At 63.4% G+C, this 23525-nt stretch carries 27 protein-coding genes; 13 read left to right on the top strand and 14 right to left on the bottom strand.

Annotated features, from left to right (window positions below; genetic code table 11):
• Positions 1–43 precede the first annotated feature (43 nt).
• A complete protein-coding gene (gene fabV, locus IWW33_RS07240) occupies positions 44–1243 on the top strand; it encodes an enoyl-ACP reductase FabV (protein WP_115273577.1) in 1200 nt (399 codons plus the stop codon).
• An 88-nt stretch (positions 1244–1331) separates the two neighbouring features.
• Positions 1332–2240 carry an alpha/beta fold hydrolase gene (locus IWW33_RS07235; RefSeq protein WP_046784725.1) on the top strand — a complete coding sequence of 303 codons (909 nt, stop codon included), beginning with the start codon at positions 1332–1334 and terminating at the stop codon, positions 2238–2240.
• A 24-nt stretch (positions 2241–2264) separates the two neighbouring features.
• Here the strand turns inward: IWW33_RS07235 and IWW33_RS07230 are convergent, their stop codons facing one another.
• From IWW33_RS07230 to IWW33_RS07215, 4 genes are all read right to left on the bottom strand, one after another.
• The gene (locus tag IWW33_RS07230) at positions 2265–2606 is read right to left on the bottom strand and encodes a HopJ type III effector protein (protein WP_174142296.1); all 342 of its coding nucleotides are present in this window, start codon (positions 2604–2606) and stop codon (positions 2265–2267) included.
• Positions 2599–2895 carry a DUF1244 domain-containing protein gene (locus IWW33_RS07225; protein WP_012312735.1) on the bottom strand — a complete coding sequence of 99 codons (297 nt, stop codon included), beginning with the start codon at positions 2893–2895 and terminating at the stop codon, positions 2599–2601. The genes IWW33_RS07230 and IWW33_RS07225 overlap by 8 nt, the downstream gene beginning before the upstream one ends.
• Positions 2896–2904: 9 nt before the next feature.
• Complete coding sequence (gene folM / locus IWW33_RS07220; RefSeq protein WP_115273580.1) at positions 2905–3597, bottom strand: dihydromonapterin reductase; 693 nt, start codon at positions 3595–3597, stop codon at positions 2905–2907.
• A gap of 77 nt (positions 3598–3674) precedes the next feature.
• Positions 3675–4235 (bottom strand): antibiotic biosynthesis monooxygenase, encoded by a 561-nt coding sequence (locus IWW33_RS07215; RefSeq protein ID WP_174142297.1) that lies wholly within the window; start codon positions 4233–4235, stop codon positions 3675–3677.
• Positions 4236–4455: 220 nt separating this feature from the next.
• Between IWW33_RS07215 and IWW33_RS07210 the strand changes: the two genes are divergently transcribed.
• A complete protein-coding gene (locus tag IWW33_RS07210; protein WP_174142298.1) occupies positions 4456–5388 on the top strand; it encodes a MerR family transcriptional regulator in 933 nt (310 codons plus the stop codon).
• Here the strand turns inward: IWW33_RS07210 and IWW33_RS07205 are convergent.
• Entirely contained in the window at positions 5373–5990 is a 618-nt protein-coding gene (locus IWW33_RS07205) for a hypothetical protein (protein ID WP_046784730.1), read from the bottom strand. The two genes, IWW33_RS07210 and IWW33_RS07205, sit on opposite strands and share 16 nt — an antisense overlap.
• Positions 5991–6036: 46 nt before the next feature.
• Complete coding sequence (locus tag IWW33_RS07200; protein WP_115273582.1) at positions 6037–6477, bottom strand: PAS domain S-box protein; 441 nt, start codon at positions 6475–6477, stop codon at positions 6037–6039.
• Positions 6478–6579: 102 nt separating this feature from the next.
• On the opposite strand from IWW33_RS07200, the gene IWW33_RS07195 reads away from it, so the two are divergent.
• The 3 genes from IWW33_RS07195 (at position 6580) to IWW33_RS07185 (ending at position 9181) form a co-directional block, all read left to right on the top strand.
• A complete protein-coding gene (locus IWW33_RS07195; RefSeq protein ID WP_046784732.1) occupies positions 6580–7035 on the top strand; it encodes a flavodoxin in 456 nt (151 codons plus the stop codon).
• A gap of 206 nt (positions 7036–7241) precedes the next feature.
• Positions 7242–8147, top strand: a complete 906-nt coding sequence (locus IWW33_RS07190; RefSeq protein ID WP_174142299.1) for an alpha/beta hydrolase — start codon at positions 7242–7244, stop codon at positions 8145–8147.
• Positions 8148–8260: 113 nt separating this feature from the next.
• Positions 8261–9181, top strand: coding sequence for an SDR family oxidoreductase (locus tag IWW33_RS07185; protein WP_196914259.1), 921 nt, complete (start codon positions 8261–8263; stop codon positions 9179–9181).
• 265 nt (positions 9182–9446) lie between these two features.
• Here the strand turns inward: IWW33_RS07185 and IWW33_RS07180 are convergent, their stop codons facing one another.
• Positions 9447–10229, bottom strand: coding sequence for an IclR family transcriptional regulator (locus tag IWW33_RS07180; RefSeq protein ID WP_046784734.1), 783 nt, complete (start codon positions 10227–10229; stop codon positions 9447–9449).
• A gap of 113 nt (positions 10230–10342) precedes the next feature.
• Between IWW33_RS07180 and hmgA the strand changes: the two genes are divergently transcribed.
• From hmgA to maiA, 3 genes are read left to right on the top strand one after another with little or no spacing between them, the layout of a single operon-like run.
• Positions 10343–11644 (top strand): homogentisate 1,2-dioxygenase, encoded by a 1302-nt coding sequence (gene hmgA, locus IWW33_RS07175; protein WP_046784735.1) that lies wholly within the window; start codon positions 10343–10345, stop codon positions 11642–11644.
• Between the two features lie 3 nt (positions 11645–11647).
• Entirely contained in the window at positions 11648–12940 is a 1293-nt protein-coding gene (gene fahA, locus IWW33_RS07170) for a fumarylacetoacetase (RefSeq protein ID WP_174142301.1), read from the top strand.
• Between the two features lie 12 nt (positions 12941–12952).
• Positions 12953–13585 carry a maleylacetoacetate isomerase gene (maiA, locus tag IWW33_RS07165; RefSeq protein WP_174142302.1) on the top strand — a complete coding sequence of 211 codons (633 nt, stop codon included), beginning with the start codon at positions 12953–12955 and terminating at the stop codon, positions 13583–13585.
• Here the strand turns inward: maiA and IWW33_RS07160 are convergent.
• The gene (locus IWW33_RS07160; protein WP_046784738.1) at positions 13579–14385 is read right to left on the bottom strand and encodes a tetratricopeptide repeat protein; all 807 of its coding nucleotides are present in this window, start codon (positions 14383–14385) and stop codon (positions 13579–13581) included. The two genes, maiA and IWW33_RS07160, sit on opposite strands and share 7 nt — an antisense overlap.
• A gap of 125 nt (positions 14386–14510) precedes the next feature.
• Between IWW33_RS07160 and IWW33_RS07155 the strand changes: the two genes are divergently transcribed.
• Positions 14511–15530 carry a Glu/Leu/Phe/Val dehydrogenase dimerization domain-containing protein gene (locus tag IWW33_RS07155; protein WP_046784739.1) on the top strand — a complete coding sequence of 340 codons (1020 nt, stop codon included), beginning with the start codon at positions 14511–14513 and terminating at the stop codon, positions 15528–15530.
• Positions 15531–15557: 27 nt separating this feature from the next.
• Here IWW33_RS07155 and IWW33_RS07150 read toward each other — a convergent pair whose 3' ends face one another.
• On the bottom strand, positions 15558–15821 hold the full coding sequence (locus tag IWW33_RS07150; protein ID WP_046784740.1) for a YebG family protein: 264 nt from the start codon (positions 15819–15821) through the stop codon (positions 15558–15560).
• A 227-nt stretch (positions 15822–16048) separates the two neighbouring features.
• On the opposite strand from IWW33_RS07150, the gene IWW33_RS07145 reads away from it, so the two are divergent.
• Positions 16049–16519 carry a phosphate-starvation-inducible PsiE family protein gene (locus tag IWW33_RS07145; RefSeq protein WP_115273586.1) on the top strand — a complete coding sequence of 157 codons (471 nt, stop codon included), beginning with the start codon at positions 16049–16051 and terminating at the stop codon, positions 16517–16519.
• 3 nt (positions 16520–16522) lie between these two features.
• Here IWW33_RS07145 and IWW33_RS07140 read toward each other — a convergent pair whose 3' ends face one another.
• Complete coding sequence (locus IWW33_RS07140; RefSeq protein ID WP_046784955.1) at positions 16523–16813, bottom strand: DUF3509 domain-containing protein; 291 nt, start codon at positions 16811–16813, stop codon at positions 16523–16525.
• A gap of 173 nt (positions 16814–16986) precedes the next feature.
• On the opposite strand from IWW33_RS07140, the gene IWW33_RS07135 reads away from it, so the two are divergent.
• Positions 16987–18942, top strand: a complete 1956-nt coding sequence (locus IWW33_RS07135) for a pilus assembly protein TadG-related protein (RefSeq protein ID WP_348635179.1) — start codon at positions 16987–16989, stop codon at positions 18940–18942.
• On the opposite strand, the gene IWW33_RS07130 is transcribed toward IWW33_RS07135, so the two are convergent.
• Positions 18927–21572 (bottom strand): PAS domain-containing sensor histidine kinase, encoded by a 2646-nt coding sequence (locus IWW33_RS07130; protein ID WP_174142303.1) that lies wholly within the window; start codon positions 21570–21572, stop codon positions 18927–18929. The two genes, IWW33_RS07135 and IWW33_RS07130, sit on opposite strands and share 16 nt — an antisense overlap.
• The gene (locus IWW33_RS07125) at positions 21569–22009 is read right to left on the bottom strand and encodes a TadE/TadG family type IV pilus assembly protein (RefSeq protein WP_039603864.1); all 441 of its coding nucleotides are present in this window, start codon (positions 22007–22009) and stop codon (positions 21569–21571) included. Before IWW33_RS07125 ends, IWW33_RS07130 begins: the two co-directional genes overlap by 4 nt.
• Before the next feature lie 75 nt (positions 22010–22084).
• Here IWW33_RS07125 and IWW33_RS07120 point away from each other — a divergent pair, with 75 nt between their 5' ends.
• Positions 22085–22519 (top strand): prepilin peptidase, encoded by a 435-nt coding sequence (locus IWW33_RS07120; protein WP_115275473.1) that lies wholly within the window; start codon positions 22085–22087, stop codon positions 22517–22519.
• A 15-nt stretch (positions 22520–22534) separates the two neighbouring features.
• Here the strand turns inward: IWW33_RS07120 and IWW33_RS07115 are convergent, their stop codons facing one another.
• Positions 22535–22798 carry a DUF3613 domain-containing protein gene (locus IWW33_RS07115; protein ID WP_012312770.1) on the bottom strand — a complete coding sequence of 88 codons (264 nt, stop codon included), beginning with the start codon at positions 22796–22798 and terminating at the stop codon, positions 22535–22537.
• A 15-nt stretch (positions 22799–22813) separates the two neighbouring features.
• Positions 22814–23515 carry a tetratricopeptide repeat protein gene (locus IWW33_RS07110; RefSeq protein WP_046784779.1) on the bottom strand — a complete coding sequence of 234 codons (702 nt, stop codon included), beginning with the start codon at positions 23513–23515 and terminating at the stop codon, positions 22814–22816.
• Positions 23516–23525: the final 10 nt, after the last annotated feature.

Below are 23525 nucleotides of genomic sequence, written 5' to 3'. Positions count from 1 at the left end.
CCAAGGCGGCGCTTCCCTGCATAAACCTGACGAGGTACAGACATTGGCCATCATTCATCCTAAGGTTCGCGGTTTCATCTGCACCACGACTCACCCCAAGGGCTGCGAGCTGAACGTCCGTGACCAGATCGAAGCCACCCGCAAGCTGGGCGTGCGCGAGGATGGCCCGAAGAAGGTCCTGGTCATTGGTGCATCCAGCGGCTACGGCCTGGCGGCACGCATTACCGCAGCCTTCGGCTTCAAGGCCGATACCCTGGGCGTGTTCTTCGAAAAGCCAGGCACCGAGACCAAGGCTGGCACTGCCGGCTGGTACAACGCTGCTGCCTTCGACAAGTTCGCCAAGGCCGAGGGCCTGTACAGCAAGTCGATCAACGGTGACGCTTTCTCCGATGAAGCCCGTGCCAAGGTCATCGAGCTGATCAAGAACGAAATGGGCGGTCAGGTCGACCTGGTCATCTACTCCCTGGCCTCGCCGGTGCGCAAGCTGCCGCAGACCGGTGAAGTGATCCGTTCCGCGCTCAAGCCGATCGGCCAGCCGTACAAGTCGACCGCCATCGACACCAACAAGGACACCATCATCGAGGCCAGCATCGAGCCGGCCACCGAGCAGGAAATCGCTGACACCGTCACCGTCATGGGCGGCCAGGACTGGGAACTGTGGATCGACGCCCTGAACGCCGCTGGCGTGCTCGCGCCACAGGCTCGCACCGTGGCCTTCAGCTACATCGGTAGCGACATCACCTGGCCGATCTACTGGCACGGCGCCCTGGGCAAGGCCAAGCAGGACCTGGACGAAACCGCCCAGCGTCTGGCCGGTAAGGTCGGTGGCAGCGCCAACGTGGCCGTGCTCAAGTCGGTGGTCACCCAGGCCAGTTCGGCCATTCCGGTGATGCCGCTGTACCTGTCGATGGTCTTCAAGATCATGCAGGAGAAGGGCGTTCACGAAGGTACCCAGGACCAGCTGGACCGCATGTTCCGTGACCGCATGTACCGTGCTGACGGCGCCCCGGCGGAGCTGGACGAGAAGGGCCGCCTGCGCCTGGACGACTGGGAGCTGCGCGACGACGTGCAGGGCGCCTGCAAGGCCCTGTGGCCGCAAGTGACCACCGAGAACCTGTTCGAACTGACCGACTACAAAGGTTACAAGAAGCAGTTCCTCAACCTGTTCGGCTTCGAGCGCGCTGACGTCAACTACGACGAAGATGTGGCGACCGATGTGAAGTTCGACTGCGTCGAGCTGTAAGCCCTCTGGCTGTACCGGCCCCGCGAAAGGGCCGGTACAGCCCTCGCGTTTTTTGCTAGCGTTGGCGCACAACAAAAGGAAGCGCGCCATGAGCAGCCTCACCCGACCGGCCACGCCTTTTCGCCAGACCACAGCCGACGGCTACAGCCTTGGTGGTTTCTACTGGCGCCACGCCCAGGCCAATCCCCAGCGCCCGCTGGTGATCATCAATGCCGCCACGTCCGTGCGCTGCCGTTACTACACCCGCTTTGCCGATTACCTGTTCGCCCAAGGCTGCGACGTGTTGACCTATGACTACCGCGGCATCGGCGAATCCCGGCCGCCTTCCTTGCGCGGTTTCCAGGCCTCCTGGAGCGACTGGGGCAGGCTGGATTTCGAAGCCATGCTGGCGTACGCCGCCCAGGCATTTCCCTGCCAGCCGGTGGATGTCGTTGGGCACAGCTTCGGCGGTTGCGCCGTAGGGCTGGCGCCGTCTGCCGAGCGGATCAGGCGGGTGGTGATGGTGGGTGCGCAGTTTGCCTACTGGCGTGACTACGCGGCCGATCAGCGTTGGCGACTGTTCGGTAAATGGCATGTGGCGATGCCGTTGCTGACCCGTGTGTTCGGTTACTTCCCTGGCAAGCGCCTGGGCTGGATGGAAGACACGCCTGCCGGTGTGGTGCAGGACTGGACTACCCGTACTGCGCGCTACGAGCAAAGGCCCAGCGGGCGCCAGTTGCAGTACTTGCCGTTTGCTCAGGTGCGGGCGGCAACGTTGGCGATCAGCCTGGCCGATGACCCGTTTGGCACGGTTGCCGCTACAGAGCGATTGCTAGGTTATCTGGAAGGCGCCGAGCGTCGGCATCTGCGGATCGCACCTGTGGATATCGCGGTCGAGGACATTGGCCACTTCGCGTTTTTCCATGACCGATTCCGCGAGAGCCTGTGGCCGATTGCGCTGGCGTGGTTGCAGCGCGGCGGGTTGCCGGCCGACGGGCCGGGGCAGATCATCAGTTGATGGGGCCTGCCCGGCCCGGCAGTATCAGGCGTTGCGCGAAAGCGGCTGGGCGTTGAACTTCACGCCTGCCAGGCCATGCGCGATCAGCGCACGGATGTTGCCATGGTCAGTGCCCTCGGGCGTGGCCATCACGTCGCGGTAGTGTTCACCGAAGGCCAGCAGCGCCTCCTGGTCGCTCAGGCCTTCCAGCAGGGCCAGGCCCAGCGTCTTGCACGAGCCTTCGTTCTGCCCGGCGGCGTTTTCCACGCCACCGTTGGTGAAGGCCTGTGGTTGGTAGCTGTAGTGGGCGGCGATGAACGCCAGGGTGTCGGCAAAGGCGTGTTCGCCGCTGGCCAGGCTGGCGCGCAGGGTGTTCAGATCAGTCACGAGGTTTTCCTTTTTCAAACGCCGCTTGCTGGTCGGCGCTGGCTTCTTTCTGGTACTGGGTTTTCCATTCGGCGTAGGGCATGCCATACACCGCTTCGCGGGCGTCATCCAGGCTGATGTCGACCTGGCGTTCGTCGGCCGCGGCCTTGTACCACTTGGACAGGCAGTTACGGCAGAAGCCGGAGAGGTTCATCAGGTCGATGTTCTGCACATCGGTGCGGTTCTGCAGGTGTGCGACCAGGCGCCGGAAGGCGGCGGCCTCGAGTTCGAGCTGTTCTTGCGCAGTCATGGGCTTCTCTCAGGTCATGCGATTCTTCAGGTGGCGGCCACCGTTGATGACCACCTGGCTGCCGGTGCTGTATTGGCTGTCGAGCAGGTATTTGACCGTCTCGATCAGCGGGCCGGCGCCGGGTTCGAATTCCAGCAGGGCCTTTTTCAGGGTCTGCTGGCGATAGGCTTCGTCGCCCCCTTCCTTGAGGATCAGCAGCCCGGGCAGGATACCGTTGACGTGTACCTTGGGCGCATATTTTTCGGCGAACGACAGCACCATGTTCTGCAGCGCTGCCTTGGTGGCGGCATAGCCGATATGGCTCTTGCTGCCACGCGAGGAGGTTTCGTCGCAGATATGGATGATATCGGCCTTGTCGACCTTGTTCAGCAAATCACCCAGCGCCAGGTTCAGGTGGTAGGGCGCCTCGACGTGGAGGCGGAACATGGTCTGCAGGTTGTCCAGGCCATCGTCGAGCCACAAAGAGGCATTGTGGATGATCGCGCGCAGCCCATCGTAGTGCTGCTGCAGGTGGTCGATCAGCGCCTGACGGTCGGCCGCCAGGCAAAGGTCGGCCTGGAACTGCACGATGTTGGGGTGCGCAGGCTGGGGCTGGACGCTGCGGCTGGCACTGACCACGGTATGGCCGGCCTCTGCCAGCTCAAGGGCCAAGGCCAGCCCGACGCGCTGGCTGGCTCCGGTAACGAGAATTGGGCTGTTCATGTGCGGGCGGTCAACTTGTCTTTCCTGTCGTTGCCGCCCAGCATACCCGAACTGTTTCCCTCTTGTATGGCCTGGCCTCAGCGGCTGCGCAGTGCGGCGCCTGAGGAGGGCGAGGCATGAAGCCAGCCGGCCAGCAGGCGGGTGGAGAGGGGAATGAACAGGTACACCATCAGCGGCGTCAGGGCCAGGGTGCTGAGCATCACGCGCGGCACCAGTTCAAATTCGGTCAGCCAGTGGCCGAACAGCACGTTGAACAGCAGCGAGACGGGGAAAAATGCCAGCCAGATCGCGATTGCCTGTTTCCAGCGTGGTGGTTTTTGCACTGTGTTGGTGCCGAACCAGTCATCAATGCCACTGACGCGCCTTTCTTTGGGGCGCTCGAACAGGCCGTTGCCGCGTTGCAGCCAGGCCCGGCGCGACGCGGAATGCTCCCAGGCGTGCAGGGTGGGTTCATCGCTGAAGCGGAAAATGATCTGGAATTCATCGCTGTCGCGGGGCGGTGCGAGGATGCCTGAACCGAGGTAGCCGGGGAAGTCGGTAGCCAGCTGCTCGCCTTCGTGCAGCCAGGCCAGCAGGTCCTGGTAGCGGCCATGGGCGGCGCGGCGCGACACCATCAGGGTGACGGGTGGGGTAGACATCGTGTATCTCCTGGCGACGGGGCTGGCGGGTAGCCGGCCCCTTGGCTGCGTGGCCCGGGGTGGTGGGCGACGCAGGCTTGCATGCAAGAATCGGGCGCGGATTATCGCTTATTGGACTTCGTTGGCAACTGCTCCGCTGCAAAAGGGAGGCTAACGTGAGACGTTCCCGGTCGTAGTAGACTGTACCTCCAATTTTTTGCGCACAGGTCACTAAGTGCAGATGGACAAACAGGGACTTATCGCGCAAGTCGAAGCAGGCCTGCAGCATTCGGAGCTGTACCCGATTCGTGAAGTTTCCCGGCTCACCGGGGTCAATGCCGTGACCTTGCGTGCCTGGGAGCGGCGCTATGGGCTGATCCAGCCAACACGCACCGACAGTGGCCATAGGCTCTATTCGCTGGCAGACATCGACGAAATCCGGCGCATCCTCGGGTGGCTCGAACGCGGTGTGGCGGTCAGCAAGGTCGGCAGTATCCTGGCGCGTGATCAGGCGAACGTGCATGACGCGTTTGCAGCCGATTCCGCCATCCGCTGGCAGGCGCAATTGCGCGAGGCCGTGCAACGCTTTGATGCCGCGAGCCTTGACCGCTTGTTCGACCAGGTGTTTGCCTGCATCAGTCAGGACCAGGTTTTCGCTGATGTGTTCATGCCTGTCTGGCACGACCTGGCGGCGGGGCAGGGTGCGTTCGGCCAGGCCAGCGAGTGGCTGTTCCTCGATCAGTTCTTGCGTGCCCGGGTGTTCTCGCGCCTGCAGCTCACGCGTCGGCAGCGCAACCGCTGCGTGCTACTGGCACCGTTGCCAGGGCAGTGCCTGGAACTGGAGCTGCTGGTCACCGGCCTGTTGTTGTGCAGCGATGATGTCGGGGTGACGGTGTTGACGCCTGGGCAGCCGCTGGATGAATTGGCGGTCGTCTCTGGAAAGCTCCGGCCCGATGCTTTGGTGCTGTTCTCCAACCACGCGCCGACCGCTGAGCTGAGCAAGCGCTTGAGCCGTCTGGCTGCCGGGCTTGAGTGCCCATTGCTACTGGCGGGGGAGGCTGCCGAAATGGCCCAGGAAAGCCTGGCCGGCAGCCCGGTGGCGTGCCTGGGTGCAGAGGTAAGCCTGATGCGGCGGCGCCTGCGGCAATACCTGGCCGGTCAGCTCGACAGCTGAGCGTGCAGCTCCGGGTGGGCCTGAAGGTGAGCCTGCAGAATGTATTCACGCAAGCGCTCGGTTTCTTGCGCCGGGCTGCGGCTGAGGTCGTAGGCAGCGAGATCCGAGCCAATACGCCGGCGTAGCCTGCCGTGCAGTGTGATGGCCGGGATGCCCCCTGGCGCGAAGCGCAGGTCGAAGCGCGAAGGCGCTTCGGGCAGGCCGCGAATTTCCAGCAGCGCCCCTTTGAACGAAATCTCGCGCACGAAGAGCCCGCTAACCTTCCCGTGCGCATCCAGCAGCGCGGTGGGTTGGTCCATCGACAGGCGCCAAGGGCGCAGCATCGGGCCGTCTTCGTAAATTTCCGGCGAGCCGATCTGCAGGTGCACGGCGTGGAACTCGTCTTCCACCAGGTGCAGGGGGAAGTTGATCTGCTGGTTGTTGAACTGTGCCTGCAGGGTGACTTGCTCGTTGGCCACCAGCCGAGCCAGCAACGACTGAATACGACGGTCGCCATTGACCAGCAGGCTCGACATCGGGTCGGTCTGGTTCAATTGCGGGGAATGCTGCATGTCCTGGATGAAATCCAGCTCGTCCTGGGTCAAAAGCGCATTGGCGTGCATGATCGAACTCGGAGTTGACGGCTTCTTCAACGGGATTGACTCTGCCTTAAGCGCTTGGTTCCTGGCGCTTGTCGAAATTCCGACGAACGTTCATCTCGGCCAGTTCACGTTCCAGCTCGACCTGGCGGCTGACATCCTTCTGGATGCCGATGAAATACGTGCGATGATCGGCATCGCATTTCACCGGCGTGATCGACAACTCGTTCCAGAAGGCGCTGCCGTCCTTGCGGTAGTTGCGCAGTACTTCGCGGCAGGGACGGCCTTCGGCCAGCGCCTTGCGAATGCGCGCTCGGGCAAGCTGGTCCCGGTCATCGCCCTGCAGGAAACGGCAATCCTGGTAAAGGATCTCGTCGCGGCTGTAGCCGGTCAGGCGCTCGAACGCCGGGTTGACGTAGATCAGAATGGTGTCATCGCCTTCCTGTTCGGCGACCACGATGCCGTCGTTGGACGCATCGACCATCGATTGCAGCAGTTGTGCGTTGATCATGTCCTGGCCAGTAGACAAAGGGGGCATAAGGATGGGCGGCCTTTTGCCACCGCCGGATGCTAGTATCCTACGTTTTCACTCAGTTTCGGAATCCATCTCTCGATGAAAATCGCCATTATTTCCGGCTCCGTGTACGGTACTGCCGAAGAAGTTGCCCGTCATGCCGAATCGCTGCTCAAGGCTGCAGGCCATGATGCCTGGCACGCTGCCCGCGCCACCCAACAGGATCTCGAAGGTTTTGCGCCAGAAGCGTTGCTGGCAGTGACCTCCACCACCGGCATGGGTGAACTGCCGGACAACCTCATGGCGCTGTACAGCAGCATCCGTGACACCCTGCCCGCCGCTTGGCGTGGCTTGCCGGGGGCGGTCATTGCGTTGGGCGACTCCAGTTATGGCGATACTTACTGCGGCGGTGGCGAGCAGTTGCGTGAGCTGTTTGCCGAATTGGGTGTGCGTGAACTGCAGCCGATGCTCAAGCTCGATGCCAGCGAGACAGTAACCCCGGAGACTGACGCCGAACCGTGGTTGGCAGCATTTGCCCAGGCCCTGACGGCCTGAAGTTGTGGTGGCGACCCGTGTGCGCAGTGACCGTTCGTGCCACTGACTCGCTCGGTCATCAAGCTGGCTGTCAACGCAAGTTTCACCGAGTGGGCGGCTGACTAGACTCAGCCTCGACATAGAGAGCACATGTATGTGCCGAGGTGAAATGCAATGACCGCAGCCTTGCCCTATAACCACAACCTTTGCATACCGGGACGAATCTGATGCCTTTGGCCGAGATACCATTGTGCGTCTGGCGTACCCGGAGTCAGAGTTTTTCATTCCGGGGCCAGAGCATCCGCTACTGGACCGCAGGGCAAGGAGAGCCCCTGCTGCTGTTGCATGGATTCCCGACGGCAAGTTGGGATTGGCATTACCTCTGGACGCCGCTGGCCCAGCGCTTTCGCCTCATCGCCTGCGACATGCTCGGCTTTGGCGATTCGGCCAAGCCGCTCAACCATGGCTACAGCCTGATCGAGCAAGCCGACCTGCAGCAGGCCTTGCTCGCCCACCTCGAGGTCGACCAGCCTGTGCACCTGCTGGCACACGATTACGGCGGCAGTGTGGCTCAAGAGTTGCTGGCGCGACACCATGAACAGCGTGCGGACATCGCCAGTTGCGTGTTCCTCAACAGCGGCCTGTTCCCTGAAAGCTGCCGGGTACTGTTGATACAGAAGCTGTTGCTCAGCCGCCTGGGTTGGCTGGTGGCGCGTTCGTTCGGGCGCGACGACCTGGTGCGCAACGTCAGCCAGGTCTATGGGCCGTGCACTCACCCCAGCGAAAGCGCGCTGGATGACTTCTGGAGCCTGATCGCTGCCAACGGCGGCACTCGCATCCTGCACAAACTGGTAGGTTTCGTTACCGAGCGCAGGCTGCATCGCGAACGCTGGGTGGGTGCGCTGCAGCGTGAGGGCGTGCCGTTGCGTTTTATCAACGGCGTGGTCGATCCGCTTAGCGGAGCGCAGATGGTCGAGCGTTACCGGCAACTGGTGCCCAACCCGGACATCGTGCAATTGCAGGGCATTGGCCATTACCCGCACACCGAAGCCCCTGCGCAGGTATTGCGCCACTACCTGGCCTTTCGCGAACAGCCGCTGAGCTACCTCCCGCAAAAAATGGCCTGGTCCTGAGCGACTGACATCGTTGCGCGTTATCGCCTGGCATTCAGCCTGAGTGAGCTTGATTGTCCGCTGGCAGATGCTGGTGGACACTCGAGTCCTTCAACCGATCTGGAGCCAGGAGCATGAGCGAGCCGGTACGTCTGCAAGACCGTGTGGTGATCGTCACAGGGGCCGGTGGTGGCCTGGGCCGCGCCCATGCACTGCTGTTCGCCGCGCGTGGCGCCAAGGTGGTGGTCAACGATCTTGGGGGGGCTACCCACGGGGAAGGCGCCAGCGCTTCAGCGGCCGATCGGGTTGTCGATGAGATCCGCGCCGCTGGAGGCATGGCTGTGGCCAATCACGACTCCGTTGGTGACGGCGCACGCATCGTCGAACAGGCGCTGGACTGTTTTGGGCGGGTCGATGTGCTGGTGAACAATGCCGGCATCCTGCGCGACAAGACGTTCCACAAGATGGACGACAGCGATTGGGATCAGGTTTACCAAGTCCATGTCGAGGGCGCCTACAAGGTCACCCGCGCTGCCTGGCCCCATTTACGCGAGCAGAACTGGGGGCGGGTGATCTTCACCGCTTCGACCTCTGGGATCTATGGCAACTTCGGCCAGGCCAATTACGGCATGGCCAAGCTTGGCTTATATGGCTTGACCCGTACCCTGGCCATCGAAGGGCGCAAACACGGCGTGTTGGTCAATGCCATCGCGCCTACCGGTGGCACGCGCATGACCGAAGGGCTGATACCGGCACAGGTGTTCGAACGCCTCAAGCCTGAACTGGTCAGCCCCCTGGTGGTTTACCTGGGCAGCGAGCAGTGCCAGAGCAGCGGTGAGCTGTTCGAGGTGGGCGGGGGCTGGATTGGCAAGGTGCGCTGGGAGCGTAGCCTGGGTGTCGGCTTCGACCCGAGGGAAGGTTTTAGCCCTGAGCAGGTGGCTGACAGCTGGGCGCAGATTGGTGATTTCGCTGATGCGGTGCACCCGCAGGACAGCTTGCAGGCGTTGCAGCAGATGATGACGAACCTGCAGCAGTATCCGCTGCAGCGTCCTTGAAAACGAGCACCATCGCGGTCGCCGCTCGGTCTTCTGGCCGCCAGAGCACACCCCATAAAAAAAGGCCGCTGCAAGCGCAGCGGCCAATCGAGACGTCAGATCAAGGAGCTTCAAAATCAACGTCGGTGAACCTCGCAGGCCTGAAAGGCGGGGGAGTGCCCTTCATGCCGGCCAGTGATTCAAGAATAAGCGCTTGATCCGGCAGGAAAAATAGCCGCTTGCGACATTCACCTTTACGTTTCAGGCAATAGTGCCACGGCCCTTCTCAGGCCTTCGGCGAGTGACCCATGCGCCAACTGGTATCGCGCGCTGCTGCCAGCAGGCGCTGCGCCGCCGGCCCATGTTCATCGGCGTGGAATATCGAGGTCGGCCCTACCACCGTCATCACCGCAGCGATCTGCCCCATGGCATTGAACACGGGGGCCGAGAGCGCATCCACGCCCGGCATCAGCAAGCCGTGCACATGGTGCAGCCCCCGTTCACGAATGCCTGCCAGCAGCCGGTCGTAATCGCTCGCGCTCTGCTGCAGCACGGCCAGTTCCTTGTCGCGCAGCTCCAGGGTTTCGCGCTCAGGCAAGTATGCGGCAAACACCAGCCCGGTAGAGGAACTGAGCAGCGGCAACACCGAGCCGATCTGGGTCACCACCGTGACTGCCCGTACAGCAGGCTCGATGCTGACCACCGTTGCTCCCTGATTGCCCCACACGGCGATGAAGCAGCTTTCGTTGAGCTCGTCGCGAAGCTGCGACAAGGGCAGCGCCGCCAGCTTCAGCACATCGATGCTGCCCAGCGCTGCCAGCCCCACGCGCAATGCTTCTCGGCCCAGCCCGTAGTGGTTGGTGGCCGCATCCTGCTCGGCAAAACCACTGGCAATGAGTGCTTGCAGGTAACGGTGCACTTTGCTCGCGGGCATCTGCACGTGCTCGGCCAACCGCGACAGGGAGGTGGACGGCGAGAGCTCGGCGAGGGCCTTGAGGATGTCGGTGCCGACTTCCGCCGAGCGGACCTTCTGCTTGCCGTTGTCGGTGGGGGAGCTGGCTTTGGCCATGGGTTGGGTTTTCCGGATTCGTCGAGTCGCGCCTTTATAGCTTGACGGGTTGCACGGAGCAAATTACGTTATTCGTAATCTGATTACGATAAAAACAAAATCCGGAGGCATCGATGAACCGCGACACGTCGCCCGACCTTCAGTACCTGAGCGGCTTCGGCAATGAGTTCGCCAGTGAAGCCCTGCCCGGGGCCCTGCCCGTCGGGCAAAATTCTCCGCAGAAGGCCCCCTACGGCCTGTATGCCGAGCTACTGTCGGGTACGGCGTTCACCATGGCGCGCAGCGAACTGCGCCGGACCTGGCTGTATCGCATCCGCCCGTCCGCCCTGCACCCACGCTTTGAACGGCTGGCGCGTCAGCCACTGAACGGGCCGCTGGGCGCCGTCACCCCCAATCGCCTGCGTTGGAACCCTCAACCGCTCCCCGCTGAACCAACTGACTTCATCGAAGGCTGGCTCCCAATGGTGGCCAATTCCGCTGCGGACAAACCGGCGGGGGTGAGTGTCTATATCTACTGCGCCAACCGCTCGATGGAACGGGTGTTTTTCAACGCTGACGGTGAACTGCTGATAGTGCCGCAGCAGGGCCGCCTGCGCATCGCCACTGAGTTGGGGCTGCTGGAGGTCGAGCCGCAGGAAATCGCAGTGGTCCCGCGCGGCATGAAGTTTCGCGTCGAACTGCCTGATGGCCAGGCCCGGGGCTACATTGCCGAGAACCACGGCGCGCCGTTGCGCCTGCCGGACCTGGGCCCGATCGGCAGCAATGGCCTGGCCAACCCCCGAGACTTCCTGGCCCCGGTAGCGCGCTACGAGGAGGCTGAAGGCCCGGTGCAACTGGTGCAGAAGTTCCTGGGCGAACACTGGGCCTGCGAGCTGCAGCACTCACCACTGGATGTGGTCGCCTGGCACGGCAGCAACGTGCCCTACAAGTATGACCTGCGTCGTTTCAACACCCTCGGCACGGTCAGCTTCGATCACCCCGATCCGTCGATCTTCACCGTATTGACGTCACCGACCAGCGTGCATGGTCTGGCCAACATGGACTTCGTGATCTTCCCTCCGCGCTGGATGGTGGCCGAGAACACCTTCCGTCCACCGTGGTTCCACCGCAACCTGATGAACGAATTCATGGGCCTGATCAGCGGTGCCTACGATGCCAAGGCCGAAGGTTTCCTGCCCGGTGGCGCTTCGCTGCACGGTGTGATGAGCGCCCACGGGCCCGATGCCGAAACCTGCGAAAAAGCCATTGCCGCCGACCTCGCACCGCACAAGATCGACAACACCATGGCCTTCATGTTCGAGACCAGCCAGGTGCTGCGCCCGAGCCTGCAGGCGCTCGAGTGCCCGCAGTTGCAGGCCGACTACGATAGTTGCTGGGCCACCTTGCCGAGCACCTTCAACCCGAACCGGAGATAACCCATGAACCAGTCCGCCATTGCCCGTAGTTGGGTCGAGCACGCCAACGGGCACAGCGACTTCCCGCTGCAGAACCTGCCGCTGGGCATCTTCAGCCGCCCAGGTGAAACGCTGCGCTGCGGCGTTGCCATCGGTGATGCGATTCTTGACCTGGAGGCCGTGCTGGCTGCCGGGCTGTTCGAAGGCCAGGCCAAGGCCGCCGTGGAGGCTACCCGTGGTGGTGCGCTGAACGCCTTCTTCGCCTTGGGCCGAGAGGCCCGCGTGGCGTTGCGCGAGCGGTTGCTGGCGCTGTTGGGCGAACACAGCGAGCATCAGGCTGTGCTCAAGGGCGCGCTGCATCCTGCCGGCGATTGCCAGTTGCACCTGCCAGCCAAAGTCGGCGACTACACCGATTTCTACGTAGGCATCCAGCACGCTACCAACGTCGGCAAGCTGTTCCGCCCCGATAACCCACTGCTGCCCAACTACAAGTACGTGCCGATCGGCTACCACGGCCGCGCCTCGACGCTGCGCCCGTCAGGCACCGATGTACGCCGCCCCAAGGGCCAGACGCTGCCCGCCGGGCACACCGAACCGAGCTTCGGCCCGTGTGCGCGCCTGGATTACGAACTTGAACTGGGTATCTGGATTGCCCGGGGTAACGAGATGGGGCAGGCGATTCCGATCGCTGAAGCCGACCAGCACCTGGCTGGCCTGTGCCTGCTCAACGATTGGTCGGCGCGTGATATCCAGGCCTGGGAATACCAGCCGCTGGGGCCGTTCCTGTCCAAGAGCTTCATCACCACGCTGTCGCCCTGGGTGGTCACCGCCGAGGCCCTGGAGCCTTTCCGCTGCGCCCAACCGGCGCGTGCGCAAGGTGATCCACAATCGTTGCCCTACCTGCTTGACCCACGTGACCAGGCCAACGGCGCCTTCGACATCGAGCTGGAAGTGCTGCTGATCACCGAGCGCATGCGTGAGCAGGGCTTGCCGGCCCACCGCCTGGCGCTGAGCAACACCCTGAACATGTACTGGACCGTGGCACAGCTGATTGCCCATCACAGTGTCAACGGCTGCCAGTTGCAGCCAGGCGACCTGTTCGGTTCGGGCACGCTGTCCGGCGCTTCGCCCGACGCCTACGGCAGCCTGCTGGAGACCACCTTGGGTGGCAAGCAGCCGGTGGAGCTGGCCAGTGGCGAGCAGCGCAAGTTCCTCGAGGATGGCGATGAGATCATCCTGCGTGCCCGTTGCAAGCGTGATGGCGTGGCCAGCATCGGCTTTGGTGAGTGCCGCGGCAAGATCATCGCCGCCAACTGAGGGAGCAGGGCAATGGAGCTGTACACCTACTACCGTTCCACCTCTTCCTACCGGGTGCGCATTGCCCTGGCGCTCAAGGGCCTGGATTACCAGGCCCTGCCGGTCAATCTGCTCAAGGGCGAGCAGCGCGGTACCGAGTATGTAGCGGTGAATCCGCAGGGCCGGGTACCGGCTCTGCGCACCGACGATGCCCAGCTGCTGGTGCAGTCGCCGGCGATCATCGAGTACCTGGAAGAGGTTTATCCACAGCCTGCGCTGTTGCCCCGTGGCGCTGCAGCACGGGCCAGGGTGCGCGGTGTGGCGGCGATCATCGGTTGCGATATCCATCCGTTGCACAACGTCAGTGTGCTCAACCAATTGCGCCAGTTGGGCCATGACGAGGCCAAGGTCAACCAGTGGATTGCCCACTGGATTGGCCAAGGCCTGGCGGCTGTAGAGCAGCTGATCGGCGATGATGGCTACTGCTTTGGTGAGGCGCCGGGGCTGGCAGACGTCTATCTGGTCCCGCAACTGTATGCCGCCGAGCGATTCAACATCGACCTTGGCAGCTATCCGCGTATCCGCCGGGTTGCGGCATTGGCCGCCAGGCATGCTGCATTCGCCAAGGCGCACCCGTCCTGCCAGCCGGATACACCGCTTCAGTGAATCGAACGGTTCGCCAGCGGTAGCTGGCCGATGCGTTCGGACAGCTTCAGGCGCTGGACCGGGTCCTCGGTGAGCAGCAAGGCATGCTCCAGGTCGAAGCGTTCGGCCTGCGGGCAGTCGAGGTGTTGGTAGAGCGAGGCGCGGGTCATGTAGTCGCTGACTTGCACCGGGCCCAGTTGCATGACCCGTTCGGCGTCGACCAGCGCGGCCAGGTGGTTGTCATTGCTGATATGCAGCTGGCGCAAATTACGCGAAAGGCGCTGCAGCATCTGGGCCGGGCTGGCCGTGCGCAGGTGCTCGGCTGTCAGCGGCACATGCGGGCCAAACTGGCGGGCCAGCAACTCGCGGCAATCATTGGGGTACAGGCGCCGGCCACCGCAAGGGTCGAGCAGGTGATCGGCACCGGGTACGCGCAGCAGAAAGTGCCCTGGGAATGCCACACCCTCCAGCGCTATGGACAGGCGCCGGGCCAGCTCCAGGGTAATGATGGCCAGCGCCAGCGGTTGGCCCCGGCGGCGCAGCAAAACCTTGTCCATCAGTGCTGCCTGCGGGCGCAGTGGGTGGAATTCATCCTGCTGGAAGCCCAGCGCATTGAGTTGGCGCAGCAGTGGCTGAGCCAGCTCGCACACCGGCAGCATCGGCAGGCTGGCGCTGATTTCGGCTTGCAGGTGGTGCAGGCTGGCAAGGCTGGCTGCGGGCTCGACCTTGCGATCGTGCTCGGCGGCAATCCACAAGGCAGCTTCCAGCAAGGCGACCGGTTCGCGTTCCAGGCAGGCCAGGCAGGCTTGGCGTGGGTTCATGGGGGCATCTCCGCATACCCTTGAGTAATAGCGCTGGCGTCGTGATTCGTCCAGTGGTCCGGTCGCAGCTTGGCGTGCATGTGGATGCCTATACTGCTAGGAGCACCTCCCAGGGGAGCCCGCCGATGTTCGCGCTGATGCAAAGCACCCGCACTCAGTCACTGCACCTCTTTACCGACCCGAAAACCGGCCTCAAGGCTGTGGTGGCCATTCATAACGAGATTAGAGGCCCGGCGCTGGGAGGTTGCCGCTACCTGCCCTACGCTGACGACGAGAGCGCCATGGCCGATGCCATCCGCCTGGCGCAAGGCATGAGCTACAAGGCGGCGCTGGCCGGGCTGGCGTTGGGGGGTGGCAAGGCGGTGGTCATGCGCAACCCGCACGTGGAAAACCGCGCGGCGCTGTTCGAGGCGCTGGGGCACTTCGTCGATACCCTACAGGGGCGTTTCATCATCGCTGTGGACAGCGGCACCTCCACGCTGGACATGGATTGCATCGCCCAGAGTACGCCCCATGTGACCAGCACAACGGCCTCGGGTGATCCCTCGCCGCATGCGGCCATGGGGGTATTCGCCGGTATCCGTGCAACCTGCCTGGCCCGCCTGGGCAGCAGCGACCTCAAAGGCTTGCGCATTGCGGTGCAAGGCCTGGGCAATGTGGGTTACGCATTGGCCGAGCAATTGTACGCAGCAGGTGCCGAGTTGCTGGTGAGTGACCTGGACCCCGGTCGGGTGCGGCTGGCGGTGGAGCAGTTCAACGCCCATCCGGTGACCAACGATGCCTTGATCAGTACGCCCTGCGATATTTTTGCGCCGTGTGGCGTGGGCCCGGTGCTCAATGGCCAGACGGTGATGCAATTACGCTGTGCTGCGGTGGCAGGGGCGGCGAACAACCAGCTGACCACCTTGCAGGTTGCTGACCAGCTGGAGGCTCGCGGGATTCTTTATGCTCCGGACTACGTGATCAATGCCGGTGGTTTGATCTACGTGGCAATGAAGCACCGCGGCGAGGAGCTGGGCACCATCACCGCGCACCTGGCACGGATCCCGACGCGCCTGACCGAGGTGTTCGCCCACGCTCAGGCCGAGAAGCGTTCGCCCGCCCGTGTGGCGCAAATGCTGGCGGAGCGGTTGCTATACGGCTGAAGCCGCACGGCGGCCCGGCCGTCGACATCATTCTGCAGCGTCACCTTGCAACAACTCACCCAACGCGTCCGGCTGGCTCTTGAATGCCCGCGCGAACACGTCGCGGTTCTTCGCCATGTAAATGCCGGCTTCCTCGACCTGCTGCTCGGTCAGCGACGGGACCGCCTTGTGCAGCACCTCGGCCAGGCGCTCGGCCAGTTCGAGCATCTTGTCGTGACGATCAGCTTCGGCCTTATCCATGAACAAGCGCTCCGGGTCGCGGCTGCTGCGGTACACCACTTCGACGGCCATTCATCACCTCTGTGCCTTTTTGCGGTTGGTTTATCGATAACTGTATGCGCATACAGTAATGGCAATCGCACCTCAGGTGCAACCCTTGCCGCAAAAAAGCGTAGCCCACAGGTGCCTTGCGGCAATCTGCCGCCTTCCAAAGCAGGGGCCTGGCCCTTTAACTGCATGGCACAAGCGTCACACGCGTGACGCATCATCCTTCATGTCGTATCGGGGAATCGCACATCGTGAACATCAAATGGGCAGAAAAGCTGCGCAAGGGCCTGCATGGCTCGGCCGACTCGCTGGGCAATCTGTGTGTAGAGGGGTTTCACTACCTTGCCCTGTTCGGCATCGGCGCCATTACCGCCTACGCGGCGGTGATGACGTTCCTGGACATGCTCGGCAAGGGCGGCATCAGCGTCGATGACATCCTGCTGCTGTTCATCTACCTGGAGCTTGGGGCGATGGTCGGGATCTATTTCAAGACCAACCACATGCCTATCCGCTTTCTGCTGTATGTGGCGATCACCGCGCTCACCCGCCTGCTGATCGGTGATGTGTCGCACCACAAGGCGCCGGATGAGGGCCTGCTGTACCTGTGCGGGGGCATCCTGCTGCTGGCGTTTTCGATCCTGGTGGTGCGCTACGCCTCGTACCGTTACCCCTCGACCAAGGTGCTGGACGCCAATGGCAAGGCAGTGGAAGAGGGCAAGTAGCCGTCAGTTGGCGATGGAGTGACCTGGCTGCTGGCGCGGGTCGCGGGTGAGGGCGGCCAGTACCTGCAAAGGGTTCTGCCCCAGTTCGATGGCCAAGCCCAGGCGAATGCTGTCGATGACCCGCTGCAGGCGCACCGGGTCGTTGCGCTGGGCCTGGGTTATCAGGCGCTTGGCGACCACCCCGGCATCATCGGACAGTGTCAGCATGATGCTGCCGTCCAGGCGCTCGATGCTCAGGTTTACGCGGTACTCGGGGGCGAAGGCGGCGCTGATCTGTTCGAATGGATTGTTCATGGTCTGGGCCTGCAATAGGTGATTGCAGGAATTGACCGGGTAGATGCCGGGTTGGTTCAGGGCATTTGATCGGTAGCCCTCGCGCCCCAGGGCAAGGCAATTAGCCACTATTGTGACTACACTCCTGTGACCAAAGCCGCGATGGCTGGCCTCTGGCCTGCAAAGGAGTGCCCGTGGTTCCCTCTTCCGCTGCCCGGCAGCGTGGCGCGATCGGCCTGATGGCGGTTACCACACTGGCCCTGGCCTTGCTTTTCATGCTGGTAGTGGTCGACAGCGGCCGTCTTTACCTTGAGCAGCGCAAGTTGCAACGCATCGCCGACATGGCCGCGCTTGAAGCTGCAGGCCAGTCTGCCGTGTGCACGGGCAGTGGCCCACAGGCCACGGCCATCGCCAGCGTAGCCGCGGCCCGCAACGGCCACACGCCTGGCAGCCCCTTGGTGGCCAGTTGCGGTTACCTGCAGACCGGTGCCAATAGCCTGCGCACGTTTACCAGCGACAATGCCCGTAACGAAGCGATACGGGTCGATGTCAGCAACACAGTCACCACCAGTTTTGCCGCCGGCATCTACATCCTGACCCAAGGTGGCGGGGCTCCCCTGACCACCACCCTGCAGGCCCATGCGGTGGCGTCCAAGGCATTGCCGCCACAGGCCATGCTGAGCATTCGCACTACGTTGGCTACGGTGGATTCGCAACAGTCGGTGTTGCTCGATGGCCTGCTCGGCGCCTTGGGAGGCAACGTGCAGCTTGGCCTCGCAGGCTGGAAAGGCATAGCCGCAACCGACCTCAACCTGCTCAACTACCTCGAGCAGTTGGCTGTCGACCTGCAATTGACCGTTGGCGACTACGAGCAACTGCTCAATGCCGACGCCACCGTCACACAATTGCTGGAAGCGGCGGTCAAGGTACTTGAGCAAAGCGGTGCCGCCGCCGATGTTGTCACCAACCTGGGCAAGGTCGCCCTGGGGGCCGGCAACAGCACGTTGCTGCAACTGGGCGACATTCTCGATATTCAGAACGGTACTGCCCAAGCGGGGCTGGACGCCAGCATCCAGCTGCTGCAACTGGTGCAGGGGGTGATCCAGCTGGCTGCCAGCGAAAGCGCAGCCACTGCCGACTTGCCGATTAGCGTGCTCGGCCTGATCAACGGTCGGGTGCGGCTGAAGGTCATCGAGCCGCAACAGGTCTCGGCGGTCGGCGATCCGCGTACGGATGAACTGAGGGTTCACACGGCTCAGGTACGGGCGATGATTTCGCTCGACCTGCCGCTGCTCAGCACGGTCTTCGGCTTGGTCAATGCGGTGCTCGACCTGGCCTCGCCACTGACCAACGTGCTCAACAACCTGCTCAGCCTGAACCTGGCTTCGACACTGGAATCGGTGCTATGCCTGTTGGGTGTGCCGTGCACCGTCACCGATATCGTGCTCGTGCCTGACAAGCTTCAGCTGGACATTGGCCTTCAGGTCGCCGAAGCCACGGCACGCCTCGACCCGCAGTCTCCTGACACGTTCAGATGCTCGCCCAAGCGTTTGACCGTTCAGGCCCAGAGCGCTGCTGCCCAGCTGGCGGTGGGGCGCTTCGAATCCACTGACGCGTTCTTCACCACCGGCACTACCGCAGTCAAGGCGCTGCCATTGATCGATATCGGCACCAAACGCTGCACCAAGCTGCTGATACTCGGAACTTGCCAAAGCCGAATACCCTACGCCGGTGGCGGCCTTGGCCTGCGGGTCGACAGCAAGCTGCTGGGCAGTGGCCCGGTAGAGCACTCGCTGGTGTTCCAGGGCCCGGTTAGCGAACCGCCCAATATCGGGCAGCCCGCCGAGTACCTGAACATGCGCCCCGCCAATGACAACGTGGTCGGCAGCCTCAGCGACACCTTGCTGGGCGTCCAGCTCCAGGCCTTCAAACCCACCGCCAACAGTGGCCTCGGCGATGTGCTGGTGATCGCCGGCAATGTACTCGGTACGGTCAAAGGCATCATCGAACCCTTGATAAGAGGGTTGCTCAGCCCCCTGATCGACCCGTTGGTCAATGTGCTGCTGAAGGTTCTGGGAATCGACCTGGTCAATACCGACGTCGGCGCCAACCTCAGTTGCTCCACCGGCCGTGCTCAGTTGGTGTTGTAGATGGGTAGCAACACCCGGAAGCAGGCACCGTCAACGCCATTGAGCGCTTCGAGCCTGCCGCCCATGGCTTCGACGATGCCGAAGCTCACCGACAACCCCAGCCCGGTACCCACGCCCGCAGGCTTGGTGGTGAAGAACGGCTCGAAGATGCGCTCGATCAGGCGTGGGTCGATACCGCCGGCGTTATCTTCCACCTGCAGGCACAGTTGCCCTTGCTCGATACGCTGGCAGATGCCGATCCGTGGGCTGGCCACCTGGCGCTCGAGCAAAGCGTCCCGGGCGTTGACCATCAGGTTGATCAGCACCTGCTCGAGCTGGTCCTCATGCCCTTGCACCTCCGGGCAGAAATCCGGCTCTTCGACCTGCAACGCCACACCTTTGCCGCGCAGCCCTTCAGCCAGCAACGCCACTGCGCCATCCACCGCAGTCCAGGCTGCAAACACCTGGTGCTCAAGCGCGGAGCGCCGCCCATAGGTGCGCATATGCTCCACCAGCCTGGCCACGCGCCCCACCTGTGCATCGATGCGCTGCAGCTTGCCTGTCAGGTACTCGACTTCGACCACCCCGCTTTCCACGCGCTTGAGGGTGTTGGCAATGGCCAGGCGCATCACGTTCAGCGGCTGGTTGATTTCATGCACCAGCCCTGTCGCCAACTCGCCGAGCGTGGCCATCTTGGCGCCCTGCATCAATTGTTGCTGGCTTTGCCTTACCTGCGTGTTGTCGCGCCCCACTGCCTGCACTTCCAGCAGCCGGCCTTGCTCATCGAACAGCCCACGCTCGGCCCACACCCACCAGGCATGCCTGTGCCCTGGCAGTTGCAGGCAGATCTCCGCGCTGCCCAGCGGCTGCTCCGGGGTAAGGTCGGCCAGGCGTTGCAGAAACGACAGGCGCTGGCTGTCGGACATCCATTGGCCCAGGTTCTTCTCGCTCAGTTGCTCAGGTGCGCACTCCAGTTGTTCGGCGAGCGGCCGGTTGCCGAACAGCAGCTGCAGGTCCGGGGTGTAGCGGCAGATCATCGCGGGTGAATCCTCCACCAGCACCCGGTAGCGTTCCTCACTCTGGCGCACACGCTCGGCTGCCTCGGTCGCTTCGCTGACATCCAGCCACAGGCCGACCACCTCGACCGGCTGGCCAAGGTCGTCACGCAACAGCCGGGCTTCGTCCAGCACCCAGTGATAGCCACCCAAGTGGTCGCGCAGGCGATAGCGGCTGCGGACCTGGCCATCGCGCAACAGCGTACGTGTTCGCTCAAGCCATAGCGCCCGGTCGTGCGGGTGTACCGCCTGGCCTGGATGGCGCGCCAGCTCGCTATCTTTGGGCCAGCCCAGCATCGGCGTCAGGCTGGCGCTGAAAAACTCACTGTGCAACGCGCCCTCGCAACAGCGCTGGATATAGATCACCGCAGGCGAACTGGCGATCAGGTTCTCCAGCCGGGCGCGCGCGGCGCTGGCCTGAAGCTCCTGGGCTTTCAGTGCGCTGATGTCGAGCACAAAGCCGTGCCCCTGGCCGCCGTGCAACTGCCCGACCCAGTGCAGCCAGCGAGGCGCCGCGCCACTGTCGGCTTCGAGCAGCCGCACGTTCAAGCTCAATGCCACACCGTTGCGCAGCTGCTCCAGGGCCATTTGCGCAGCCTCCCGATCAGCCGGGTGCAGGCGCGCCAGCCATTGCTCGATGCTCACCGCACTGGGCAGGCCAAGGCTGGCGGCCAGGGCCGGATCGAAATGCAGCGGCCCTTGCCCCGGCCATTGCCACCAGCCTGCGCCCAGTTGCTGTTGCAGCTCGTCCAGATGGCGCGAGCGCTGCTGCAGCTGGTGTTGCCGCAGGCGCGCGAGCAGCGGCTCGAGCAAGGCTTGCAAGAGCGCCTTGGCCGCCTCTGGTGAAGGCACCGATGGCGCGCCCGCACACAGCAACCAGGCCTGAACCTCATGGCCGTGGCTGTAAGGCACAAGGAACAGCGGCAACCCAGCGCACGTCGCCCGCCAGTGCGGCAAGTCAGGCGCGACCTGCTGAAAATGGGCGGGAAGTGCCTGCAGCCACGGCTGCAGGCGTTGGTCATCGGGCCAAGGCCAGTCGCTTTCGCTGCAGGTATGCGCCCGCCAGCCCGATGGGTCCGCCAACATCAGGCGTACCGAGCCGGCATGCCAGTGCTCGGCCAGGCGCAGCAGTTGCTCGGCGGTCGTCTGCGTCAGCCAGTCTTCGCTGCAGTCACGCACGGCCTGGCCGACGTCTGCGGCCAGCTGGCGCAAGGTCAGGCACTGCTCCTGCTGAGCGCCTTGGCGCAGCAGGTCGCTGATATCGAACAGCTGCAGCATCCAGCCGACAGCCTGGTGTTGCAGCCAGCCACGGGTCTGCAGGGCCTGGCCGTGCACGGTATGAAAATCCAGGTCCAGTGCTTGCCCTTGCCAATCGGCGGGCACACCTTCGAGGGCCAGCCAGCTGTGCCGATACAGGTAGTCGTGCACCCGCGCCTGCGCGTGGCTGGGTACGGCCAGCAGCGTGCGCAAGGGCCCGGCCAGGCGCAGCACATGCCCCTGATCGTCCAGCCACACCTGCAGGCCCACGGCATGCGACATCTGCGCGGCGGGCTCTGCGCCATGGCTGCCCAGCCAGCGATCGAACAGGCCACTCACAGTTGCAGGCTCGCTTCGGCCTGCAAGCTCTCAGGCAAGCGGGGCACTTCGCCAATCAGCGGTATCACCAGCAGCGGCAGCACCTTGTGCAGTTTGCTTTTCGGATAATTGATCGTCACCTTCAGCAGCTTGTCATCATCCACGCTCACCTGTGCATCGGCCGGCTGGAAGTCGAGTGCCTCAGGCATCCAGGCCAACTGCTCGCGGATCACTGCATGGGCAAGCGCCTGTACATCGTCGTCATAGGTCTCGCTGCTCGGGTCCAGAGCCACGCAGCGGCGCACGGCCTCGCTGCTGGCCTGGTTGAACGATTGCAGCATCAGCATTGGCAGGGTGTAGCTGACCAGGCCGTAGAACACTGTGAAAAAGATCATGAAGACGGCGACGAACTCGATGGCTGCCGCGCCTTTTTGCCGTGCTACCGGGCCTGCTTGCATGATTGCGTCTACCCTGACGAGGAGTCCTGAGTTACAGCATAGAAGCCTTCGACGAACAGGGATGGCCAATTGCCAATATCCAGTATCGCCCTGCTGCTGTGGCTTGCCTTGTGCAGCCGGCAAGATGTCCGCGAACGGCAGATTTCCAACCTTCTGACCCTGGGCGTCGCAGCCTGTGCGCTGGTGTGGCTGGCGGTTACCGGGCATAGCTGGATCGGCGCCCGGGCCAGTGATGCCGGCTGGGCACTGGCGATTGTGTTGCTGCTCACGTTGCCCGGCTACGCGATGGGGCGTTTCGGTGCCGGCGACGTCAAGTTGCTCGGCGCGCTGGGGCTGGCCACCAGCCAGGACTACGTGCTCGGTACGTTCATCGGCGCCGGCGGCACCTTGCTGGTCTGGGCGCTGTTGCGACGGTGGGCGCGGCGCAGGGCAGGGCAGGGGGCTGAAAAGCAGCCTTTCGCGCCCTTTGTGCTGGTGGGTTTTTTGCTGACCAGCGCGTGCCTGCAGTGAGATCGCCAGGCCCGGTCAGTTGTTCGACTCAGTCATCTTGGTCCAGCGATAGAAATCCGGAATGGCGTACTTGTAGGTTTCCAGCCAGCGCTGCTTGGACAGATCACGCTCGCGCGCCGTCTGCACCTGCAGGCGCGTGGACGCCTGTTCGCCACTGGACTGCACTCGCAGCAGCGCTTCGGTTGCCGTCAGCGCAGGCGGTTGCTGGCGTGGGTAATCCTCTGCCCAGGCCGTGGTAATACCGGTGCAGCAGGCCAGCAGCATCACATACCTGATCATGACCTTCTCCTTTGCTCAGTTGACCATCACACCTGCGCCACTGGCCGAAGCTATCGGCCCGCGTCCTGTGGCTTTGATCTGGCTGGCGCGTGCCTGGGCCTGGGCAAACTGCGCCGGTTTGAGCCGCAGGCGGCCGACCAGGTCGGTGGCTTGCTGCCAGTTGTCCTGCAGCAGCGCCAAGGTCACCAGGTTGACGGCGGGCAGCGGGTTGTCATCCTTGAGCTCGATGGCGGTCAGGAATTCGAACCGTGCCTGTTCATACCGGCCCATGCTCATCAGCACCACACCCAGGTCGTTGCGAACCCGCTCGTCGGTGGGGGCCAGACGCGCCGCACGCTGCAGGTTCTGCAAGGCCTGCACGTCATCGCCCCGGGCCGAGGCGAGCTGGCCCAGGCCATGTTCACCTTCGGCCGCGAGGCAGCCGCCGAGCAGGCTGCGGTACAGCGGTTCTGCTTCGCTACGCCCCAACAAGCGCGAGACCCTGGCCTTGCGCAAGCGTACCTGGTCGAGGGTGTTGGGCAACTGCTCCAGGTGCGCCAGGCTGGCATGCGGGCGGCCATCGTTGAGCATCTCGTCCGCCAGGTTCAGCGCCAGTTGCTGATCGGCGTTCGGCTTGCCGCAGCTCGAGGTGCCGAACAGGTGTCCGAACCCTTCAGGCTGCTGGCCGGCGCATCCTGTCAGCAAGAGCAGGCCGGTGAACAACAGGGTCGCTTTCATCCATTACTCC

Origin of the sequence: Pseudomonas sp. M2, assembly GCF_015751845.1 — a bacterium.
GTDB lineage: Bacteria > Pseudomonadota > Gammaproteobacteria > Pseudomonadales > Pseudomonadaceae > Aquipseudomonas > Aquipseudomonas putida_E.
This window is presented reverse-complemented; position numbering and strand designations above follow the sequence as displayed.